A 20,366-nucleotide genomic window follows, 5' to 3' on the forward strand; every position below is an offset into this window, starting at 1 on the left:
CGCAATCTGGGAGGGGGACGCCCCCAGCGCGGCGGGGCGGCCCTTGCGCGGGGGCACTGGCCTGGGCCGCGCCAGTTTCGTGTGTCGCGGGCAGTACGGCACAAGGTGGAAAGTTGAGGCACAACCCATGCAGGAACATTTTCTTGAAACGGTGCGCGGCTGGGTGCGTGAAGCAGGGCACATCGCTGTGCTCACCGGTGCGGGCGTGAGCGCCGAATCGGGCGTGCCCACCTTCCGCGATGCGCAGACGGGCTACTGGGCCCAGTTCCGTGCCGAGGACATGGCCACCGAGGCCGGCTTTCGTGCCCACCCGGAGCAGGTCTGGGACTGGTACCAACACCGGCGCCAGCTCATGGACGGCGTGCAGCCCAATGCCGGGCACCAGGCGCTGGCGCAGTTCCAGGCGGCCCACCCGGGCCGGCTCACGCTGATCACCCAGAACGTCGACGGCCTGCACCAGCGCGCGGGCAGCACGGGCGTGCTGTGCCTGCACGGCGACCTGTTCGCCAACCGCTGGCTCGACACCCCGCGCAACTGCTGCCACATCGACGATGCGGTGGCCGGCCGGCCCCCGACCTGCGAGCGCTGCGGCAACCAGCTGCGCCCCGGCGTGGTCTGGTTTGGCGAAATGCTGCCGCTGGCCGTGTTCGAGGCCGCAGAGCGGGCGGCGCAGGCGTGCGATCTGATGCTGGTGGTCGGCACCGCCGGTGCGGTCTACCCCGCCGCGGGCCTGGCCCACCAGGCGCGCTCGGCCAGTGCCCGGGTGGTGGTGCTCAACCCGAACCCGAGCGAGCTCGACGGCACTGCCGATGCCGTGCTACGCGGTACCTCGGCCGCCTTGCTGCCGCAGCTGCTGGCGGCCTGAGCGCCAAGCCTACTTGAGGGGCGTGCCCCAAAATTGTGCGCTTTGCGCGACAGACTGTCGCACACCGGACAAGTTGCAGGCCCTGGCACCGGTAGCCTGCGCCCCTTTGCACACATCCGGGCATTTTTCACACCATGAGCCGTCGTCACTTTCTTTTGCGCGCCACCCAAGTGGCTGCGGCCACCAGCCTGCCCGCGTGGGCTTCGTCGGCCATTGCGGCCGAAGAGGCCCTGTCTTCCAGGCACATCAACCTGGGCTGCTCCATCGCCCTGACCGGCCCCCTGGGCCAGGCCGGCATCGAGCAGGTGGCAGGCATGAAGGCGGCCTTTGCCGAAGTGAACCAGGCCGGCGGCGTGCACGGCCGTGAGATCCGCATGGATGCCAAGGACGATGCCTACGTTGCCAGCCGCACCCTGCAGAACGTCACGCAGATGCTGGAGGCGCAGTCCATCTTCGCACTGATCTCGCCCCTGGGCACGGCCAACACGGCGGCCATCCTGCCTCTGATCGAAGGCAAGGGCATCCCCACCGTGGGCCCCATCACGGGCGCGCCCTCGCTGCGCTCGGCTGAGCAGCGCAATGTGTTCTTCGTGCGCCCGAGCTACCGCGACGAAACCCAGCGCCTGGTCAAGCAGGTGGTGGAGATGGGCCTCAAGCGCATTTCCGTGGTCTACCTGGACAACCCCTTCGGCAAGGAAGTGCTCAAGGACATGTCGCGCGCGCTCGACGAGATCAAGGTCGAACGCGCTGGCGAATTCGCGCTGGCCGTGGATGGCAAGAACGGTGCCGAGCTGGCCGACAAGGTGGCCGCCGAGCGCCCGGGCGCCGTGCTGCTGGCCACCACCGGCACGGCCAACACGGCCTTCGTGCTGCCCTTTCGTGCCAAGGCGGCTGGCGTGCCGCTGGCCGGCCTGTCGGTCACGGTGATCTCCTCGGAGCTGCCCAAGCTGGCCGCCGCCACACGCGGCATGGCGCTGGTGCAGGTGTTCCCGGATGCCAACTCGCAGAAATCGGTGGTGGTGCGCAAGTTCCAGAGCACCATGAAAACCACCAACAGCAATGCTGCCTTCTTCAACAGCGGCAGCGCCCTGGAGGGCTGGGTGAATGCCCAGATCATGATCGAAGGCCTCAAGAACGCAGGCAAGGAGCTCACGCGCGACCGGCTGCGCACCGGCCTGGCCGGCATCCGCTCGCTTTCGTTCGGCGACTTCAACGTGGGCTTTGGCGGCAAGGCACCCTACGTGGGCTCGGACTCGATCTACCTGGCCATCTACGCCGAAAACGCTCGCCGCCTGAGCTGAGCCTCTACGGGGCGCCTTTCGCGCTTCCCAATGCTCTGAGCGCGTGCCGCCGCTCCACCAGCAGGCCGGAGTTGCCGCAAGGGTCCACGAAGTAGCGGTGGTTGCGGTCGCGCGAGAGGAACAGCAGGTAGCGCCCACCCACCTCCATGGGAAAGCGCGAACTCGTGTTCTCGCTGTACAGCGCCAGGCCTGGCGGCATGTGGCCGCGCACGCTGCGCAGCACCTTGAGCACATACAGCGTGGCCGTGACGCCGTCCGGGTCCGCGGGGTCCTCGTGCAGCGGCTCTGCCTGCCCGACCTCGGCCACCACCACGCCCGAGGCCGTGGCGGCTTCCTGCGCCACGGTGGGCGCGCGCCCGTCCAGGCACAGCGCCATGGCCGGTGGCAGGGCCATGCACAGGGGCAGCAGTGCGGCGCAGGCCGTCTTCGCGGGCCGGATCATTCGGGCAGGTCCCCCCAGTAGGGCTCCAGATACTCCTCCAGAAATTCGAGAAAGCTGTCCGCAATGGGTTCCACGGAACCCGTGCTCTGGTGGTAGAACAGCACCACCGGGTTCTCGCCATCCTGCACGCGCGAGGTGTCCAGGCAGAAGGGCTCGTTGTCGTCCTCGCTGCGCTGGATGACGACCAGGTGGGCCGGCAGGGGTGCAGCCCAGCCTTGGCGGTAGCGCAGGGTGTCGCCATGCACGGTACCCAGGCCGCCCAGCGGTTCATGCGCCGGGATGGTGGAGATGCTCAGGGTGTCCAGTCCGCCGCCGCCGGTCTGCACAATGAAGTCGCGGAACGAGCCGCTGATGCGCACGCCCAGCGCCTGCTCCAATTCGGCGATGGCTGCTTGCGAGCTGGCGCCTGCCCATTGCACGCTGTACTCGCCCTCCGACTGCTGTGCCACCTGGTCCACGCGCGCGATCAGTGCATTCAGGCGTTCCTGGTGGTTCATGGGGTTGGAGCGGGGTTCTGGTTGATGAAATCGTCCACGGCGGCCTTGGCCTGCTGCAAGGTGCTGCCATGGGCCTGCTGGTGGGCGCGCAATGCCGCCAGCTTGCCGCCGGGCTTGCGTGCAAGCGCGCGCCAGTCGGGCGGCGCCTTGGCTGCCAGCAAGGCCTTGCTGCGCGCCATGGCGGGCGCACATTCCCAGCGCGCGGTGATCGGGAGTGCTGGAACATCGGGTGGGCAGAAGCGGCCCAGTGCTTCGTACAAAGCACTCTGCGATACCAAGGAGAGCACCGTGCGCGGTGGGCTGCGCGGGCCATCGCGCACCTCGCGCAGCAGGGGCTGCGCACGGCTGAGCGCGCGCAGCCAGGCGCCGGTCGTCGCATCCATGCCGGCGGCCACCTGGTCCACGTCGCTGCGCACCACCTGGCAGGCCTGTTCGGCGCTGAAACCGTCCTCGCCGGTCCAGTCGCTGAGGTCGGCCAGGGCCTGCAGCAGCTGCACGCAGGCGAAATCCTGGAACGAGCGGTACCCCACTTCGCTCACACCGCTGTCGTGCCGCACCAGGGCCACGCCGGGCTGCAAAGCGCCATCGATGGGCACCAGGCACCATGCATCGCCGGCACCGGTTTCGGCAAAGGGCAGCAGGCGCTGGCCATTCTGGTATGCGGGGTTCAGCCATTCCCCGGCGGTGGTGCTCACGCCCGGGGCATCCAGCCATTCGAAGTCACGGCAGCTGATCAGCGGTGGCGGCGCGCTCAGGCAGCGTTCCCTCCAGGTGCTGGCCCAGTCGGGGCGATAGACCGTGGCCCCACCCGCCACCAGGTGCCGCAGCAAGGGCGGCAGGGCGATGCCGGTGTCCGCAGACACCGCTTCGAGGGCCTGCAGCACGCTCACAGGTACCACCTCCATGCCTGCAGCATGCGCTCTGCGCTGGCATCGCTGCCCGTGAAGGCCGCGAGCGCTTGCGCCACCTGTGCGCGGCTTTCGGGCTTGAGTGCAAAGGTCTCGTCCAGTGCCTCGTCGCCCAGTGCGGCCAGGGCATTGGCCACCGTGGCGATGGCGCCCAGGGCGGTGGGCAGGTCGTCGGCGAACCGGCTCGGGTCGTTGAAGTGCCCCCGGCCCGCCATGTCGAACCAGACGCTGCCATCGTTGCGGTCCAGGATGAACGGGTTGGCGCCTTCCTGTGCAATCACCAGCCAGTGGCCCGGCCAGCCCGGGATCGGGTTGTCGGGGTTGCGCGACCAGGCATAGCCGTCCTGCCGCGCCCAGAGCTTGTGCAGCGGCGGCATGTCCACCGGGTTGCCCCCCGCGTTGATGGTCAGGCCCACCGGGCCCACCGACGCATGCCAGGTTTCGCCCCAGGGGCCCAGCTCGCGGTAGAAGGCCTCCACGATGGCGGGCAGGGGAAAGGGTCCCTGCCAGTCGCTGGCGGGCTGGGGTTGCAGGCGGCCCCAGGGGGCGAGCAAGGGGCGCAGGCGGTCGAAAGGCAGCATGCTCACTCCGAATGCACGTCGGTGAAGGCGCCATGGGTGGCGTTGATGTGCACCAGCTGGCTGGGCTCCCAGGGAATCTCGTAGCCCACCGAGCAGGTGCTTTCTGCGGCGCCCAGGCCGGGGTCGGGATGCACTTCGATGAAGCAGGGCGTCAGAAAGCCCCACAGGGTGCTTGCGTCGAGGCGGACCCCGGGCGGCACCACCCCGCATTCGAGGAGGAAGGCCACCAGGGCCGGGGTGGCCTCGTCGCGGACCTGCCGGGCATTGGCGGCCAGGCGCGCAAAGGCCTCGGTCTGGGTTGGCGTCGGTCCATCCCTGGTGCCATGCACACGCAGGGCAAAGCCGTCGCCCAGGTGGGGAATGCCGATCTCGCCTTCCCAGACCTTGGATTGGCCCTCGGCGCACAGGGCACCGAAAACGACGGTCTGCAGGCGGCGGGTGAACAGGCCCATGGGGATCTCCGTGCTGGGTGGGATGGGCGCCAATGTAGCCTGACTGGCAGGGGGCGGGAACGCCCGGTGCCGCAGTACCGGCAGGGGATACCGGCCGTGCCGCCGGGGCATACCGCTGGCCGTGGCCACACCGGCCGGGGAATATTTGGCTTGGAGTTTGCCTGGCGCATGCCTAAGATGTTCCAAAGGGGAGGCGGGACCCGGATGGGCGTGTGAGCGACGGCGAAGCCCCACCACGATGAGGGGCGGTATGGCATCTGATTTCTCCGGGGCCCACTGGGAGCAGAACCCCGACGCGCTGCTGGTCATCGCGCCGGACGGCACGGTACTGCACTGGAACCCTGCCGCAGAGGCCACCTTCGGCTACACCGAGGCCGAAGCTCGGGGGCGCCGCCTCGTTCAGCTGATCGTGCCGCCGGACCAGGTGCAGGACGAGGAATCGATCTGCGCCAAGGCCCTGCAGTCCGGGCTTGCCGTGCACGAGTCGGTGCGCCAGCGCAAGGATGGCTCGCTGGTCCATGTGAATGTATCCACCCGGGCGGTTTTCGGCGCCGATGGCCGGCTGGACTATTTCCTGTCGAGCAAGAAGGATGTCACCCAGCTCAAGGTGCTGCGCGATGCCAAGCTGGTCGAGGCGCGCTTTCGCGACCTGCTCGAGTCCACGCCCGATGCCATCGTGATGGTGAATGCGACCGGGCGCATCGTGCTCGTGAACTCGCAGGCCGAGCGCGTGTTCGGCTACCCCCGCGGCCAGTTGCTGGGGCAGGCCATCGAAGTGCTGCTGCCCCAGCGCTACCGCAACGCCCACCTGGGGCACCGCAGCGGCTTCTTCGCGCAGCCGCGCACCCGCACCATGGGTGCGGGCCTGGAGCTGTACGGTGTGCGCAGCGATGGCAGCGAGTTTCCGGTGGAAATCAGCCTGAGTCCGCTGGAAACGGAAGAGGGCACCATGGTGATGAGCGCCATCCGCAACATCACCGCGCGCAAGAAGGCCGACCAGAAGTTCCGTGACCTGCTCGAATCGGCGCCCGATGCGATGGTGATCGTGGATCGGGACGGGCACATCGTGCTGGTCAACTCCCAGGCGGTGAAGCTGTTCGGCTGGGCGCGCGAGGAGCTGCTGGGCCGGCAGATCGAGCTCTTGGTGCCGGTGCGCCACCGCAGCCAGCACCCGCACCACCGCGGCGGTTTCTTCGCCGAGCCGCGCACGCGCTCCATGGGGGCGGGCCTGGACCTGTACGGGCTGCGCAAGGACGGTACGGAGTTCCCGGTCGAGATCAGCCTGAGCCCGCTGGAGACCGAGGAGGGGCTGTTCGTCTCCAGCGCCATCCGCGACGTGACCGAGCGCAAGCGCTTCGAGCAGGCGCTGCGCGACAAGAACCTGGAGCTGGAGAACGCCGCGCGCGTGAAGGACCGGTTCCTGGCCAGCATGTCGCATGAGCTGCGCACGCCGCTCAACGCCATCATCGGTTTCACGGGCACCCTGCTCATGCGCCTGCCGGGCCCCCTCAACACCGAGCAGGAGAAGCAGCTGCGCATCGTGCAGACCGGTGCGCGCCACCTGCTGTCGCTGATCAATGACCTGCTCGATGTGGCCAAGCTCGGCGACGGCAGCCACAGCCTGCAACTGGAGGCGATGGATTGCCGCGCGGTGGTGGAGGAGGTGGCCGCCACCCTGGGCCCGGACGCGCAGCGCAAGGGTCTGGCCTTTCTGGTGAGCGTGCCCGGGCAGGCGGTGCTGGCGCGCACCGACCGGCGCGCACTCACCCAGGTGGCCATCAACCTCGTGGGCAATGCCATCAAGTTCACGGGCCAGGGGCGCGTGCTGGTGCAGCTTGATGCGCCAGACCCGGCGAGCCAGCGGCTGAGCCTGCGCGTGCAGGACACGGGCCCCGGCATTCCGCTCGCGGACCAGGCGCGGCTGTTCGAGCCCTTCTCCCGCGTGGAGGGCGCCGCACGGCGCCAGGAAGGCTCTGGCCTGGGCCTGCACCTGAGCCGCAAGCTCGCCCAGGCGCTGGGCGGCGACATCACCCTGCACAGCCAGCCTGGCGAGGGCAGTACCTTCATCCTGGATCTGCCGGGGGCGCCGCCCTCCGAAGTGGAGAGCTAAGCCATGCTTGCCCGCATTCTGGTCATCGAAGACGACGAAGCCAGCCGCATGCTGCTGACCTACCTGCTGGAGGCCGATGGTTACCATGTCTACAGCGCATCTGATGGCCGCGAGGGCGTGCGCGCCGCGCTGGAGCACGGGCCCGACCTGATCCTGTCGGACCTGCAGATGCCGGTCATGGACGGCTACGAGGTGGCCCGGCGGCTGCATGCCGACCCCGGCTGGCGCAGGGCCCCGCTGGTCGCGGTGACGGCTTTTTCCATGCCCGGCGACCGGGAGAAGGCGCTGGAGATCGGCTTCCAGGACCATATTTCCAAGCCCATCGATCCCGAGCGCTTCGTGCGCCAGGTCGAGGCCTATCTCGCGCCGGCACTGCGGGCGGGTTCCCCGCCGAGGTGATGACACAAGGAGGGCTGCAGCCATGGCAAAGATCCTCATCGTGGACGACCAGGCCCCCAACCGGGCGCTGATCGTCACGCTCGTCCACCACGCGGGGCATGAGGCCCTGGAGGCCGTGGACGGTGCGGATGCGCTGCAACTGGTGCGCACCGAGCGGCCGGCGCTGGTGATCTCGGACATCCTCATGCCGACCATGGATGGCTACGAATTCGTGCGCCAGCTGCGCGCCGATCCCGCGCTGGCGGCCACCCGCGTCATCTTCTACAGTGCCCACTACCAGGGGGAGGATGCTCGCAGCCTGGCGCTGGCCGGAGGCGTTTCGGAGGTGCTGGTCAAGCCCTGCGAGCCGCAGGACATCCTGCGCGCCATCGAGCGCACGCTGGCCCAGTCGGCACAAGGCACCGATGGCGTGCACCCAGTGCCTGAGCCGGCATTCCGCTCCCAGCACCTGCGCCTGGTGACCGACAAGCTGCGGGGCAACGTGGTGGAGCTCGAGGCCACCAACCGCCGGCTGGCCGCGCTCACCGAACTCAACCTGCAACTGGCGTCCGAGCGCGACCCTGCCATGCTGCTCAACAAGGTCTGCTCCGGGGCGCGTGAACTCATCGGCGCGCAGTACGCCGTGCTGTGCGCCGTGCGCAAGCCGGGCGACGCCTCGCTGGTGTGCACCAGCGGCATCGACCCGTTGCTGGCGCGCTCGCTGCCCGCGCCCGACGCCTCGTCGGGCCTGCTGGGGCGGCTGCAGAAGGAGCGCCGCTCGCAGCGGTTGCTCAACCCCGGCGGTGACCCCACCATGGCGGGCCTGCCGACCGGCTACCCGCCGCTGTACTGCGCACTGGAGGCCCCGGTCGCCTCGCTGGCCTCGTCCTACGGCTGGATCTGCCTGGCCAACAAGGAGGGGGGCGACCACTTCAGTGCCGAGGACGAGCGCATCCTGTCCATCCTCGCGGCACAGGTCGGGCGCATCTATGAAAACGGCAGCCTCTACCTGGAAGTACAGCGCCATGCCGAGCAACTGCACATCGAGGTGATCGAGCGGCGCCGGGCGCTGGAGGAGCTGCGCGCCAGCGAGGCCGGGCTGCACCGGGCCCAGCTGCTAGCCAGGATCACCCACATCATCAGCGGTCCCGGCGGCCAGTTCGAGAGCTGGCCCGCCACCCTGGCCCAGATGCTGCGGCGCGACCCGAACACCATGCCGGCCTCGGCCAGGGAATGGATCACCATGGTGTATGCCGACGACCGCGCGCTGGTGCGCAGCATGGCACTGCAGGCGGTGCGCGAGGGCGTGCGCATGGACTTTACCTACCGCCTGTGGCGCGCCGATGGGGCCCTGTTGCACCTGCGCCAGGTGATGGAGCCGCTGCCCGGCGAAGGCGCCGCTCCCGACGGCCTGCGCTGGTTCAACACCATCCAGGATGTCACGGCACAAAAGCGGGCCGAGGAGGCGCTGCGCGAAAGCGACCGGCGCTTCAACGAGCTGCTCGACAAGGTCGAGATGGCCTCGCTGATGCTCGACCGCAATGGCTGCGTCACCTACTGCAACGACTGCCTGCTGCGCCTGTCGGGCTGGGAACGCGGCGAGATCTTCGGGCGCAACTGGTTCGAGCTGTTCCTGCCGCCGGGCATGGACGGCATGCAGCGCGTCTTCGAGGACATGCTGGCCGACCGGCCGGCCACCTGGCACTTCGAGCAGGAAATCCTCACGCGCTCGGGTGGGCGCCGGCTGGTGTACTGGAACAACACCGTGCTGCGCTCCGTCGATGGCGAGGCCATCGGCATTGCCTGCCTGGGCGAGGACATCACCGAGCGGCGCGAGGCCGAGCACAAGATCAAGCGCCTGAACCGCGTCTACGCGGTGCTCAGTGGCATCAGCACGCTGCTGGTGCGCATGCGCAACCGCCAGGAGCTGTTTGCCCAGTCCTGCGACATCGCGGTGCGGCACGGGCAGTTCCGCATGGCCTGGATCGGTCGGGTGGACCGCGCGGCGCAGCAGGTGATCCCGATGGCGATCTCCGGCTCGGACCCGGACTTCTTCGACGACCTCGCCGGCCGCCTCTCGTATGCCGACGAGCCCTCGGGTGTCTACAGCCTGACGGCCACGGTGGTGCGCGAAAAGCGCGCGCTGGTCTGCGACCGCATCGAGGGCGACCCGCGGGTGCTGCTGCCGGCCAGGCTGCGGGCCCGTTCGGTGGCCTCGATGGCGGTGCTGCCCCTGATGGTGGCGCACGAGGTGGTGGGGGTGATGGCGCTGTTCTCCGACGAGGCCAGCTTCTTCGATGCCACCGAGATGAAGCTCTTGGGCGAGCTGGCGGGCGACATCAGTTTCGCGCTCGACCACCTCGAAAAGTCCGACCGCCTGAACTACCTGGCCTACTACGACGACATCACCACCTTGCCCAACCGCACGCTGTTTCTGGACCGGGTGAACCAGCACATGCGCGCGCGCGAAGGCCACAAGCCGCATGCCTCGCCCTTCCTGGGGGTGGCGCTGATCGACGTGAACCGCTTTCGCATCGTCAACGACACGCTGGGGCGCTCCCTGGGCGATGAACTGCTCAAGCTGGTGGCGCAGCGCCTGCAGCTGCATGCCTCCGCCATGGACATGCTGGCGCGCATTGGCGTCAACAGCTTTGGCGTGGCCGTGTGCGAGGCGCGCGATGCGAGCGCGGTGGCCATGGCCGTGGACCACCTGATGCGGGCCTGCTTCGACGAGCCCTTCCAGCTGGGCCAGCAGGAGCTGCGCATCACCGCCAAGGCGGGCGTCGCCCTGTTCCCCATGGATGGCGGCGATGCCGAGGGGCTGCTGCGCAATGCCGAGGCGGCGCTCAAGAAGGCCAAGGCCTCGGCCGACGCGCTGATGTTCTACACCTCGGAGATGAACCTGCGCGTGGCCGAGGCGCTGAGCCTGGAGAACCACCTGCGCGAAGCGCTGGAGCGCGGTGAATTCGTGCTGCACTACCAGCCCAAGCTGCACCTGGCCAGCGGCGAGGTGACCGGTGCCGAGGCCCTGATCCGCTGGAACGACCCGCGCCGCGGCCTGGTGCCACCGGGGCAGTTCATCCCCATCCTCGAAGAGACCGGCCTGATCTACGATGTGGGCCGCTGGGCCCTGGGCCAGGCCCTGGCCGACAACCTGCGCTGGCGCGCCGCAGGCCTGGCGCCGATACGGGTGGCGGTGAACGTCTCGTTCCTGCAACTGCGCCACCGGGCCTTCATCGAGCAGGTGCGCGCGGCCGTGGCGCACGATCCGCAGGCCGCTTCCGGGCTCGAACTGGAGATCACCGAGAGCATGGTGATGGACGATGTGGAGCACAGCACCCGGAGCCTGCACGCCATCCGCGAGATGGGCATCACCGTGGCCATGGACGACTTCGGTACCGGCTTTTCGTCGCTGAGCTACCTGGCGCGGCTGCCGCTCGACACGCTCAAGATCGACCGATCCTTCATCCAGCACATCGCCGCAGGAGCCAAAGGCAGCGCGCTGGTGTCCACCATCATCAACCTGGGTCACTCGCTGGGGCTCAAGGTGGTGGCCGAAGGGGTGGAGACCGAGGAGCAGTCCGGCCTGCTGGCACTGCTCGGCTGCGACGAGATCCAGGGCTTCCTATACAGCCGGCCCGTGCCGGCGGAGGTTTTCGAGCGGCAGTTCCTGCGCAGCCTGCAGCCCGACGCACCTGCCCTATGATTTGGGGCTCAGCATTTGCATGCCAGGTCCCCCGGGCCCGGCATATATGACAGCCCATGGGCGAAGAACACGACCACCAGCTACCACCTCCCGCAGACGAACAGACGCGCCGCGTGCTGCGTACGAACACCCTGGCCATCCTCGCCTTCTGGCTGGTGGTCATGGGGGTTTTGTATTTCGGCATGAAGCAGTTCATGGCGCCGCGCGGCGCCACGGTCACCTCCAGCGGTTCGCTGGTGATACCGCGCCACAGCGACGGCCACTTCCGCGTGGCGGGCACGGTCAACGGCGTACCGGTGAACTTCATGGTGGACACCGGCGCCAGCCTGATCGCGGTGACCGACGAGGTGGCGAAGAAGGCCGGCCTCACGGGCGGCGTGCCCACCACCTTCCGCACGGCCAACGGCAACCGCGAGGGGCGGGTCTCGGTCTCCGAATCCATCACCGCGCGCAACCTCGCGGTGTCGGGCCTGCGCGTGGGCACGGGCTACACCGGCGAGAGCGAGGACGATGCGCTGCTCGGCCAGAACTTCCTGCGCCAGTTCGACGTGGAGATCAAGCGCGACTCCATGGTGCTCAACCCCCGCGGGGGCTGAGCGTTCCAGCACACGGCACCGGCACGCCGGTGCCAGGCAGGCATCAGCCCTTCTTCTGCACCGACTTGATGATGCTCGAGAAATCGAGCGCGCCATGGCCCGCCAGGCTGTGCGCCGCGTACAGGTTGCGCGCCAGGCCACCCAGGGGCGTGGCGGCCTTCACGGCGGCGGCGTTCTCCTGCGCCAGGCCCAGGTCCTTGAGCATCAGGTCGGTGCCGAAGCCGCCGGCGTAGCCCTTGCTCGCGGGCGCGGTCTCCATCACGCCGGGCATGGGGTTGTACTTTTCCAGCGCCCAGTTGCCGCCCGAGCTGCGGCGCATGATCTCCGACAGCACCTTGGGGTCCAGGCCATTGGCCACGCCCAGGGCAATCGCCTCGCTGGTGCCGGCCATCAGGATGCCCAGCAGCATGTTGTTGCAGATCTTGGCGGTCTGGCCCGCGCCCACGCCACCGGCGTGGAAGATGTTGGCGCCCATCTTCTCAAGCACCGGGCGCGCGCGCTCCAGGTCGGCGGTGTCGCCACCGACCATGAAGGTCAGCGTGCCGGCAATGGCGCCGCCCGTGCCGCCCGATACCGGCGCATCGATGAAGGCCACGCCCCGGGCCTTGGCGGCTTCGGCCACCTTGCGCGAGGTGGCGGCAGCGATGGTCGAGCAGTCGATCACCAGCGTGCCGGCCGGCAGCTGGGCCAGCAGTTCGCCCTGGCCCAGGAACAGGCTGTCCACATGCTGGCTGGCGGGCAACATGCTGATGACGACCTCGGCGCCCTGCACGGCGGCATGGGCATCTGCCGCCACGGCCACGCCGTCGGTGGCCAGCTTGTCGCGCGCGGGCTGCGAAAGGTCGAACGCGCGCACTTCGTGGCCCGCCTTGTGCAGGTTCACGGCCATGGGGCCGCCCATGTTGCCGAGGCCGATGAATGCAATCTTCATGGTGCTATCTCCTGGGTGTCGTTGTTGGTGATGGGATGGATGTCTGTATGGATCAGTCGGTGGCGATATCGGCACCCCGGCCGGCGAGTTCCTCGCGCAGCACCGAGCGGTGGCAGCGCGCCTCGTTCTCGCAGTAGCAGCCGAGCGACATGGCGCCGTGGTGCGACAGGGTGGCCAAAAGGTCCAGCGTGCGGCTGGCCTCGGGCTGGGCCAGTTCCTTGCGGAAATGCTTCACGAAGGCCTGCCACTCCTTGTCGCTGTGCGCCTGCTGGCCCTGGGCCATGAGCTCGGCGCTGGGCGAGAGCAGCGGGTACCACACGTCGTACCAGTTCTGGCTGGCGAACTCGGCCTTGGGCACGCCGCGCGGTGGGCGGCGCACGCTGCCGATGCGGGTGCCTTCACCGGGGACGCGCGGGGTGCCGAGGCGGACGATGCGAAGGGGCATGGTGGTGGCTTCCTGGGCAATGGAGGGGGTCAGTCGTCGGCCTCGAAGATGCTGTGGCGCTTGGCCGCGGGCTTCTTCTTCGTGGCGGGGCTTTTCTTCGCGGCCGTCTTTGCCGCAGCAGGCTTGCGTTTGGGCGTGGCCTTGGCCCGCGGGTTGTAGGCCAGGGCTTCCTGCACCCAGAAGTTCCACTGCGCGCGCGTGGCATAGCCGTTGGGCTCGATCCAGAAATAGCCCTTCATGCCTCCGCCCGGCGAGAGCTCGCGCGTGTTCTGCATCTCCTGGAACTCTTCGTGCCGCTCGGGCGGCAGGCGCACCAGCAGGTCGTCGTTCTTCACGGCGATGCACACCTTGCCGTCCACGAAGAAGGCGTGGCTGCCGAACAGGTTGCGTTCCTCCACGTCGCTGCGCACCTCCAGCGCGGTGCGCACGGCGTCGATCAGGTGCAGGGTCTCGTCGGAGAGCGGGCGGGCGGGCATGGTGTGGTGGGTGCAGGCTCAGCGGATCACGTCCGGTGCGTCGCCATCGAGCATGCGGCGCGCAATGATCACGCGCATGATCTCGTTCGTGCCTTCCAGGATCTGGTGCACGCGCGCATCGCGCAGCAGGCGCTCCAGCGGGTACTCGCGGATGTAGCCGTAGCCGCCATGCAGCTGCAGCGCCTCGTTGCAGACCGTGAAGCCCGCATCGGTGGCGAAGCGCTTGGCCATGGCGCAGTAGGTGCTCGCATTCGGGTCGCCGGCGTCGAGCTTGCTCGCGGCCATGCGCACCATCTGGCGCGCGGCCACCAGCTCGGTGGCCATGTCGGCCAGCTTGAACTGCAGCGCCTGGAAGCTCGCGATCGGCTTGCCGAACTGCTTGCGGTCGTGCATGTACTGCTGGGCCTGGGTGAGCGCACCCTGGGCCGCGCCCACCGAGCAGGTGGCGATGTTGATGCGCCCACCGTCCAGGCCCTTCATCGCGATCTTGAAACCCTCGCCCTCGCGGCCGAGCAGGTGGTCGGCCGGGATGCGCACGTTGTCGAAGCTGATGGTGCGCGTGGGCTGGCTGTTCCAGCCCATCTTCTCTTCCTTCTTGCCGTAGCTGATGCCCGGCGCATCGGCCGGCACCGCAAAGGCCGAGATGCCGCCCGCGCCCGAGGCCGCGTCCCCCGTGCGCGCCATGAGCACCAGCACGTCGGTGGCGCCAGCGCCCGAGATGAAGGCCTTGGAGCCGTTGATCACGTACTCGTGCCCCACCAGTTCCGCCCGGGTCTTGAGCGAGGCCGCGTCCGAGCCCGCGCCCGGTTCGGTCAGGCAGTAGGAGGCGAGCTTCTCGCCCGTGGTGAGCAGCGGCCCCCAATGGTCGCGCACGGCCGGGGTGGCCCAGGTGCCCAGCATCCAGGTGGCCATGTTGTGGATGGTGATGAAGGCCGTCGTGGACGGGTCCACGGCCGCCATTTCCTCGAAGACCAGCGTGGCATCGAGCCGGGGCAGGGCCAGGCCGCCTGCAGCCTCGGGCGCGTACAGGCCGCAAAAGCCCAGTTCGCCGGCCTTGGCAATCGCCTCCTTGGGGAAGATGCCTTCGGCGTCCCAGTGCGCGGCATGCGGCGCGAACTCGGCCCGCGCAAAGTCGCGGGCCGTCTGGGCGAAGGCGCGTTGTTCTTCGGAGAGCTCGAAGTCCATGTCTCTGTGATCCTTGTTGTTCTGTGGGTGCCTCAGGGCTTGGCCGGGCTGTCCATCGAGAGCCAGCGCATCAGGCCCTTGCGGCGCTCCTGCGTTTCGCGGGTCAGGCACTCGTGGTAGATCCGCGGGCCTTCGGGCTGCTGCTCGGTGGCGCGGGTCGCCTGCTTGCACTGCGTGGCCCGTGCGCGCATCCAGGCCGTGTGCTCCTGGCGCAGTTGCGGGCGCTCGTGCGCCGACAGGGCGCGCATCACGTCGGCGTACAGCACGGCAATGGTCGTGTCGGCGGCCTGGAAATCCTGCACCGCGCAGGCGTTGGTCCCGGCCACCGTACCGCCCGGGCGGCATGCGGCGCCGGCCTGGGCGAAGGCGGCAGAGGAACCCATGAGCAAGGGCAGGCTACAGGCTGCGGCGCGCAGCAGGGAAGGGAGGTCACGGTGCATGCACCGATTTCACCATGCCCTGCCGCTGCGCCACGCCGCCTGGGGCCTTTGCCTTATTTCAAACTGATCGTCGTGTTGACACCATGCGAGATGGTGCTGTCGTCGAACCAGCGCGCCGTCACCGTCTTGGTCTGCGTGTAGAACAGCACGACCTGCTTGCCGTAGGGTCCCAGGTCGCCGAGCTTGGAGGCGCGCGAACCCGAGAACGAGAACAGCGGCACCGGCACGGGGATCGGCACGTTGATGCCGACCTGGCCCACATCGATCTCCTCCTGGAACTTGCGCGCCGCCGCACCCGACTGGGTGAAGATGGCGGTGCCGTTGCCATTGGGGTTGTCGTTGATGAAGGCGATGGCTTCGTCGATGTCCGCCGCGGCCGACAGGCACAGCACGGGGCCGAAGATCTCCTGCTCGTAGATGCTCATGCCGGGCTTGACGCCGCTGAACACCGTCGGGCCGACGAAGTTGCCCTTTTCATAGCCGGCCACCTGCGGGTTGCGGCCATCGAGTTCCAGCGTGGCGCCATCGGCCACGCCGCGCTCGATCAGGCCCTGCACGCGCTCCTTGGCGGCGCACGAGACCACCGGGCCCACGTCCGTGCCCTTCTCGGTGCCACCGCTGACCTTCAGGGTCTTGGCCTTGGCCACCAGGTCGGGGATCCACTTTTGCGCCTCGCCCACCAGCACCACCACCGACAGCGCCATGCAGCGCTGGCCTGCGGCACCGAAGGCCGCGCCGGCCAGGGCGTTCAGGGTCTGCTCCTTGTTGGCATCGGGCAGCACGATGGCGTGGTTCTTCGCGCCCATCATGCACTGCACACGCTTGCCGGCCAGGCTGGCGCGGTTGTAGACATGGGTGCCCACCTTGGTGGAGCCCACGAAGCTGATCGCCTTGATGTCCTTGTGGTCGCAGATCGCATTCACGGCCATCTCGCCGCCGTGGATCACGTTGAGCACGCCCGGGGGAACGCCGGCTTCCAGCGCCAGCTCCACCAGGCGCATGGTCACCATCGGGTCCTGCTCGGAGGGCTTGAGCACGAAGGTGTTGCCCGTGGCGATCGCCATCGGGAACATCCACAGCGGGATCATCGCCGGGAAGTTGAAGGGCGTGATGCCCGCGCACACGCCCAGGGGCTGCATCAGGGTGTAGGTGTCCACGCCGCCGGCCACGTTGTTGGCCAGTTCGCCCAGTTGCAGGTTGCCGATGGCGGCGGCATGCTCCACCACCTCCAGGCCACGGAACACGTCGCCCTCCGCGTCGGGCAGGGTCTTGCCCTGCTCGGCCGTGAGGATGGCGGCCAGCTCGGCCATGTTCTCGCGGATCAACTGCTGGTACTTGAGGAAGATGCGCGCACGCGTGCCGATGGGCGTCTTCTTCCAGGTCTTGAAGGCTTCCTTGCCGGAGGCCACGGCGGCATCGATTTCTTCGGCCGTGGCAAACGGCACCCGGGCCAGCACCTGCTGCGTGGCGGGGTTCACCACGTCGCGCCACTCGGTGGTCTTGGACTCTATGAACTTGCCGCCGATCAGCAGCTTGACGGTGGGGGCCAGTACGGCCGAAGAGGTAGGTGCGTTCATCAGTGTGTCTCCTGAAAGGTAGGGGCGCGAAAACCGGGGAAGATCGTGCAAGCCACGCATGGTAGCTGTGCAAAATTGTGAAGACAATAGACAATACTGCGCACAAGGTTTGCAAAAATGCAGATCGGTGCGGCACCCCACCGGCAGGGTGCCTGCCCACCCTTTGCCCAGACCCGGAAAGCGCACGAGATGAAAAACTGGTTGATGACGCTGGTGGTTGCAAGCTGCCTTGCCCAGGCGGCCCCCGTGGTGGCCGCACCGGGCCTGGAGGCATTGCTGGCCGGCTCTCCCGCCACCGCCGCCAAGGCTGCGGCCGAGCAGGGCGACACCCGTTTCATGGGCGTGCCCGCCTGTGTCGCCAACCAGGTGCCGGGAATGCCGTCCGAGCCGTCGGCCTGGTGGAAGGGCCGGGACCATGCGGAGCCTCTGGAGTGCCAGGCCGTCGTCGGCGGCACGGCCGTGGAGCGCATGAGCCGGCTGCAGCAGTTTGCCAGGGAGTACAACGCCACCATGCTGGCGCATGTGCGCAGCCATGGCCTGTACCCGCTGTACCCCTGGGACGCCGAACCCAACCACCAACCCACGCCCGAACTGGAAAAGCGCATGGCCGCCGAAGCCGATGCCGCGCTGGACGCCTTCTATGCACCCCGGCGGCCGGCATCGGTGCAACGCGACGACGACATCGGCGCCTGGACCACGCCGGAAGGGGCGCTGTCGCGGCTGTTCGTCACCTCGCGGGTGGGGGCGGGCGAATGGCAGAAGTTCTTCAAGCCCGGGCAGTGGCGCGCGGTGCCGACGCCCCGGGATTTCATCCGCACGGCGCACAAAGTGGCGTCCACCTACACCGGCCGCATCAACGACCGGCCCGCCTACCTGTTCGTCACCAACGGCCGTAGCCGCGACGAGGTGCTGCTGGCCATGGTCCTGGTCTACGACGCGGACGAAGCGGACGGCGCGTCCGCCGCAGCAGCCACCCCAAGCGGCCAGAAAGCCGCTGCCACGCCCGCGCGGCCCTAACCTGCCCGACGCCATGGACTGGGACAACCTGCGCTACTTTCTGGAGCTTGCGCGCGCCGGCACGCTGGTGGGCGCGGCGCGCCGCCTCACGGTGGACCACACCACGGTGGCGCGCCGCATCCAGGCACTCGAAAAGCAGGTCGGGTCGGCCCTGTTCGCCCGCGAGGCCGGCGGCCACAGGCTGACCGAGGCCGGCCGCGCGCTGCTGCCCCAGGTCGAGGCCATGGAGGCCGCCTTTCTCGCGGTGGAGAATGCCGCCCCCGGCGTGCGCCAGGGCCTGCAGGGCCTGGTGCGCATCGGCACCACCGAGGGCTTTGGCAACCTGGTGCTGGCGCCCCAGCTGGCGCACTTTGCCCTGGAGCACCCGGGCCTGGTGCTGGACCTGCTGGCCCTGCCGCGCCTGGTGCACCTGTCGCGGCGCGAGGCGGACATCGTGATCTCGCTGGAGCGTCCGGCGCGCGGCGCGGTGCTGGTGGTCAAGCTCACCGACTACGTGCTGCAGCTCTACGGCACGCGCGACTACCTGGCCCGCCATGCGCCCATCCGCGCGGCCGACGACCTGCGCGGCCACAGCTTCATCAGCTACGTGGACGACCTGCTGTTCACCAAGGAACTGCAGATCCTGGACGAACTGCACCGCCCCGCACGCTTTGCGCTGCGCAGCACCAGCATCCTGGCGCAGTACGAAGCGGTGCGCGCCGGGGCCGGGCTGGCGGTGCTGCCGGCCTTCGTCGCCGCGCAGGACCCGGCCCTCACGCTCGTGCTGCCCGGCAAGGCGCGCTTCACGCGCACCTTCTGGATGTCCATGCCCGAGGAGAACAAGCATGTGGCGCGCATGCAGGCCACATGGGCCTTCCTGCGCGAGACGGTGGCGGCGCAGCAGGGGCTGCTGCTGCCCGCACTGCCCGGCGCGATAGCATCGGGCCCATGAGCCTGTCCGCCGTCCTCTCTGTCCCCGCCACGCCTGCCCAGCGCCGCATGCGCCTGCGCGCCGCCGCGGTCATCGAGCGTGCCGGCCAGGTGCTGCTGCACCGTGCCGAGGGCGATGCCTTCTGGGCCCTGCCCGGTGGCGGCATCGAACCGGGCGAGAGCGCTGGCGAAGCCCTGGTGCGCGAGATGCAGGAAGAGCTGGGCCTGGTGGTGGCGCCCGGCGCCCTGGTCTGCGTGGTGGAAAATTTCTTCACCTACCAGGGCATGGCCTACCATGAGACGGGCCTGTACCTGCAGGTGCAGCCGCAGCCAGGGGGCCTGCTCGACCAGTCCCCGGGGCCCTATGAGGGGGTGGAGGGCCGGCGCCGGCTGGAGTTTGCCTGGTTCGACCGCACGGCCCTCGCAGGCCTGGACCTCAAGCCGCCTTTTCTGCGCGAAGCGCTCTCGCGGGAGCGGCACCCTGGGGTGCTCCACATCGTCTACCGCGACCCGCAGCATCCTGCCGGGGCCGCGACCTGCGGATCCTCCTGACTGAGAAAGCCACGCATGCAAGCTGACGACGACCTGCAGGCCTACCTGCACCAGCACATTCCCCTGTCCGGCGCCATGGCGGTCTCGGTGCTCGAAGCCTCCCTGGACCGCGTGGTGCTGAGCGCGCCGCTGGCGCCCAACATCAACCACCGCGAAACGGTGTTCGGCGGCAGCGCCTCGGCGGTGGCCATCCTGGCCGCCTGGTCCATGCTGCACTTGCGGCTCTCCGCGCATGGCCTGGGCAGCCGCCTGGTGATCCAGCGCAACACCATGGACTACGAGCTGCCCATCGACGGAACCTTCACGGCCGTGGCCGAGGCACCCACCGAGCAGGCCTGGCGCTCCTTCGTGCGCGTGTTCGAGCGCAAGGGCCTGGGCCGCATCGCGCAAACATCGGTGCTGATGTACCACGGGCAGCCGTCGGGGCGGCTCACGGGCGAATTCGTCGCCTTCGGGCAGGGGTATCGCTAGCCGGACTACGATCATCGCCTCGCAACGGGGAGACCACCATGGGACTTTTGGACGGAGTGATGGGCAATGCGTCGAAGATCGATGCATCCAAGATTCAGGAAGAGTTCGCCCGCATCCTGATGCCGGGCGAGGTCGTCGAGCACGCCTACCAGCTGATCCGCGACTATTTCGTCTTCACCAACAGGCGCCTGGTGCTGGTCGACAAGCAGGGCATCACGGGCAGCAAGGTCGAGTACCACTCGCTGCCCTACAAGAGCATCACCCATTTCAGCATCGAGACCGGGGGCACCTTCGACCTCGATGCCGAACTCAAGATCTGGATCTCGGGCAGCGCCACCCCGTTCCAGAAGCAGTTCAACAAGAAGCTCAGCATCTACGACGTGCAGAGCGTGCTCGCCAGCTACGTGCTGAAGTAGAGGCATGGTCTGGAAAAGCGGCTGTGCAGCGCCGCTTTTCTGCCCATTGCATGAAGCGCTTGCCGCATATGCTGGACCACCGGGCGATGGTCTGCCCTGGTGCTTTGTCGG

22 protein-coding genes are annotated in these 20,366 nt (G+C 68.6%); 11 read left to right on the plus strand and 11 right to left on the minus strand.

The genetic code is table 11. From position 1 onward, the window contains the following. Positions 1-127 precede the first annotated feature (127 nt). Both PMI14_RS16620 and PMI14_RS16625 read left to right on the plus strand, forming a co-directional pair. The gene (locus PMI14_RS16620; RefSeq protein ID WP_007856322.1) at positions 128-865 is read left to right on the plus strand and encodes an NAD-dependent deacylase; all 738 of its coding nucleotides are present in this window, start codon (positions 128-130) and stop codon (positions 863-865) included. 134 nt (positions 866-999) lie between these two features. Then, complete coding sequence (locus PMI14_RS16625; RefSeq protein ID WP_007856324.1) at positions 1,000-2,166, plus strand: ABC transporter substrate-binding protein; 1,167 nt, start codon at positions 1,000-1,002, stop codon at positions 2,164-2,166. A 4-nt stretch (positions 2,167-2,170) separates the two neighbouring features. On the opposite strand, the gene PMI14_RS16630 is transcribed toward PMI14_RS16625, so the two are convergent. Genes PMI14_RS16630 through PMI14_RS33600 form a run of 5 tightly spaced genes read right to left on the minus strand, consistent with a single transcriptional unit; the run spans position 2,171 to position 5,046 of the window. After that, on the minus strand, positions 2,171-2,608 hold the full coding sequence (locus PMI14_RS16630; RefSeq protein ID WP_007856326.1) for a hypothetical protein: 438 nt from the start codon (positions 2,606-2,608) through the stop codon (positions 2,171-2,173). Then, positions 2,605-3,105, minus strand: a complete 501-nt coding sequence (locus tag PMI14_RS34925; protein ID WP_007856328.1) for an SMI1/KNR4 family protein — start codon at positions 3,103-3,105, stop codon at positions 2,605-2,607. Before PMI14_RS34925 ends, PMI14_RS16630 begins: the two co-directional genes overlap by 4 nt. Next, entirely contained in the window at positions 3,102-4,010 is a 909-nt protein-coding gene (locus PMI14_RS34930) for an SMI1/KNR4 family protein (protein ID WP_007856330.1), read from the minus strand. The genes PMI14_RS34925 and PMI14_RS34930 overlap by 4 nt, the downstream gene beginning before the upstream one ends. Beyond that, positions 3,992-4,594: a hypothetical protein gene (locus tag PMI14_RS16645; protein WP_007856331.1), complete on the minus strand. Its 603-nt coding sequence runs from the start codon at positions 4,592-4,594 to the stop codon at positions 3,992-3,994. Before PMI14_RS16645 ends, PMI14_RS34930 begins: the two co-directional genes overlap by 19 nt. Before the next feature lie 2 nt (positions 4,595-4,596). Next, positions 4,597-5,046 (minus strand): hypothetical protein, encoded by a 450-nt coding sequence (locus PMI14_RS33600; RefSeq protein ID WP_007856332.1) that lies wholly within the window; start codon positions 5,044-5,046, stop codon positions 4,597-4,599. Positions 5,047-5,296: 250 nt separating this feature from the next. Here PMI14_RS33600 and PMI14_RS16660 point away from each other — a divergent pair, with 250 nt between their 5' ends. From PMI14_RS16660 to PMI14_RS16675, 4 genes are read left to right on the plus strand one after another with little or no spacing between them, the layout of a single operon-like run. Then, the gene (locus tag PMI14_RS16660; protein ID WP_007856333.1) at positions 5,297-7,156 is read left to right on the plus strand and encodes a PAS domain S-box protein; all 1,860 of its coding nucleotides are present in this window, start codon (positions 5,297-5,299) and stop codon (positions 7,154-7,156) included. 3 nt (positions 7,157-7,159) lie between these two features. Further along, complete coding sequence (locus PMI14_RS16665; RefSeq protein ID WP_007856334.1) at positions 7,160-7,555, plus strand: response regulator; 396 nt, start codon at positions 7,160-7,162, stop codon at positions 7,553-7,555. 22 nt (positions 7,556-7,577) lie between these two features. After that, positions 7,578-11,240, plus strand: a complete 3,663-nt coding sequence (locus PMI14_RS16670; protein ID WP_007856335.1) for an EAL domain-containing protein — start codon at positions 7,578-7,580, stop codon at positions 11,238-11,240. A gap of 56 nt (positions 11,241-11,296) precedes the next feature. Continuing rightward, positions 11,297-11,836 carry a TIGR02281 family clan AA aspartic protease gene (locus PMI14_RS16675; RefSeq protein WP_007856337.1) on the plus strand — a complete coding sequence of 180 codons (540 nt, stop codon included), beginning with the start codon at positions 11,297-11,299 and terminating at the stop codon, positions 11,834-11,836. Between the two features lie 43 nt (positions 11,837-11,879). Here PMI14_RS16675 and mmsB read toward each other — a convergent pair whose 3' ends face one another. From mmsB to PMI14_RS16705, 6 genes are read right to left on the minus strand one after another with little or no spacing between them, the layout of a single operon-like run. Continuing rightward, positions 11,880-12,767 (minus strand): 3-hydroxyisobutyrate dehydrogenase, encoded by an 888-nt coding sequence (gene mmsB / locus PMI14_RS16680; protein ID WP_007856339.1) that lies wholly within the window; start codon positions 12,765-12,767, stop codon positions 11,880-11,882. Positions 12,768-12,819: 52 nt separating this feature from the next. Continuing rightward, positions 12,820-13,212: a DUF488 domain-containing protein gene (locus tag PMI14_RS16685; RefSeq protein ID WP_007856341.1), complete on the minus strand. Its 393-nt coding sequence runs from the start codon at positions 13,210-13,212 to the stop codon at positions 12,820-12,822. A 29-nt stretch (positions 13,213-13,241) separates the two neighbouring features. Next, complete coding sequence (locus tag PMI14_RS16690) at positions 13,242-13,688, minus strand: TfoX/Sxy family protein (protein ID WP_007856342.1); 447 nt, start codon at positions 13,686-13,688, stop codon at positions 13,242-13,244. Positions 13,689-13,706: 18 nt separating this feature from the next. Beyond that, complete coding sequence (locus tag PMI14_RS16695) at positions 13,707-14,873, minus strand: acyl-CoA dehydrogenase family protein (protein WP_007856344.1); 1,167 nt, start codon at positions 14,871-14,873, stop codon at positions 13,707-13,709. A 32-nt stretch (positions 14,874-14,905) separates the two neighbouring features. After that, positions 14,906-15,313, minus strand: a complete 408-nt coding sequence (locus PMI14_RS16700; RefSeq protein ID WP_007856346.1) for a lysozyme inhibitor LprI family protein — start codon at positions 15,311-15,313, stop codon at positions 14,906-14,908. Between the two features lie 53 nt (positions 15,314-15,366). Continuing rightward, entirely contained in the window at positions 15,367-16,890 is a 1,524-nt protein-coding gene (locus PMI14_RS16705; RefSeq protein WP_007856348.1) for a CoA-acylating methylmalonate-semialdehyde dehydrogenase, read from the minus strand. Positions 16,891-17,079: 189 nt separating this feature from the next. Here PMI14_RS16705 and PMI14_RS16710 point away from each other — a divergent pair, with 189 nt between their 5' ends. Genes PMI14_RS16710 through PMI14_RS16730 form a run of 5 tightly spaced genes read left to right on the plus strand, consistent with a single transcriptional unit; the run spans position 17,080 to position 20,255 of the window. Beyond that, positions 17,080-17,907, plus strand: a complete 828-nt coding sequence (locus tag PMI14_RS16710) for a hypothetical protein (RefSeq protein WP_035204216.1) — start codon at positions 17,080-17,082, stop codon at positions 17,905-17,907. Between the two features lie 13 nt (positions 17,908-17,920). After that, positions 17,921-18,838, plus strand: coding sequence for a LysR family transcriptional regulator (locus PMI14_RS16715; protein WP_007856351.1), 918 nt, complete (start codon positions 17,921-17,923; stop codon positions 18,836-18,838). Next, the gene (locus PMI14_RS16720; protein WP_007856354.1) at positions 18,835-19,368 is read left to right on the plus strand and encodes an NUDIX hydrolase; all 534 of its coding nucleotides are present in this window, start codon (positions 18,835-18,837) and stop codon (positions 19,366-19,368) included. Before PMI14_RS16715 ends, PMI14_RS16720 begins: the two co-directional genes overlap by 4 nt. A gap of 15 nt (positions 19,369-19,383) precedes the next feature. Beyond that, positions 19,384-19,839: a YiiD C-terminal domain-containing protein gene (locus PMI14_RS16725; protein WP_007856355.1), complete on the plus strand. Its 456-nt coding sequence runs from the start codon at positions 19,384-19,386 to the stop codon at positions 19,837-19,839. Positions 19,840-19,877: 38 nt separating this feature from the next. After that, positions 19,878-20,255, plus strand: a complete 378-nt coding sequence (locus tag PMI14_RS16730; RefSeq protein ID WP_007856357.1) for a PH domain-containing protein — start codon at positions 19,878-19,880, stop codon at positions 20,253-20,255. Positions 20,256-20,366: the final 111 nt, after the last annotated feature.

Source organism: Acidovorax sp. CF316 (assembly GCF_000276605.1).
In the GTDB taxonomy this organism is placed as follows: Bacteria; Pseudomonadota; Gammaproteobacteria; order Burkholderiales; family Burkholderiaceae_C; genus Acidovorax.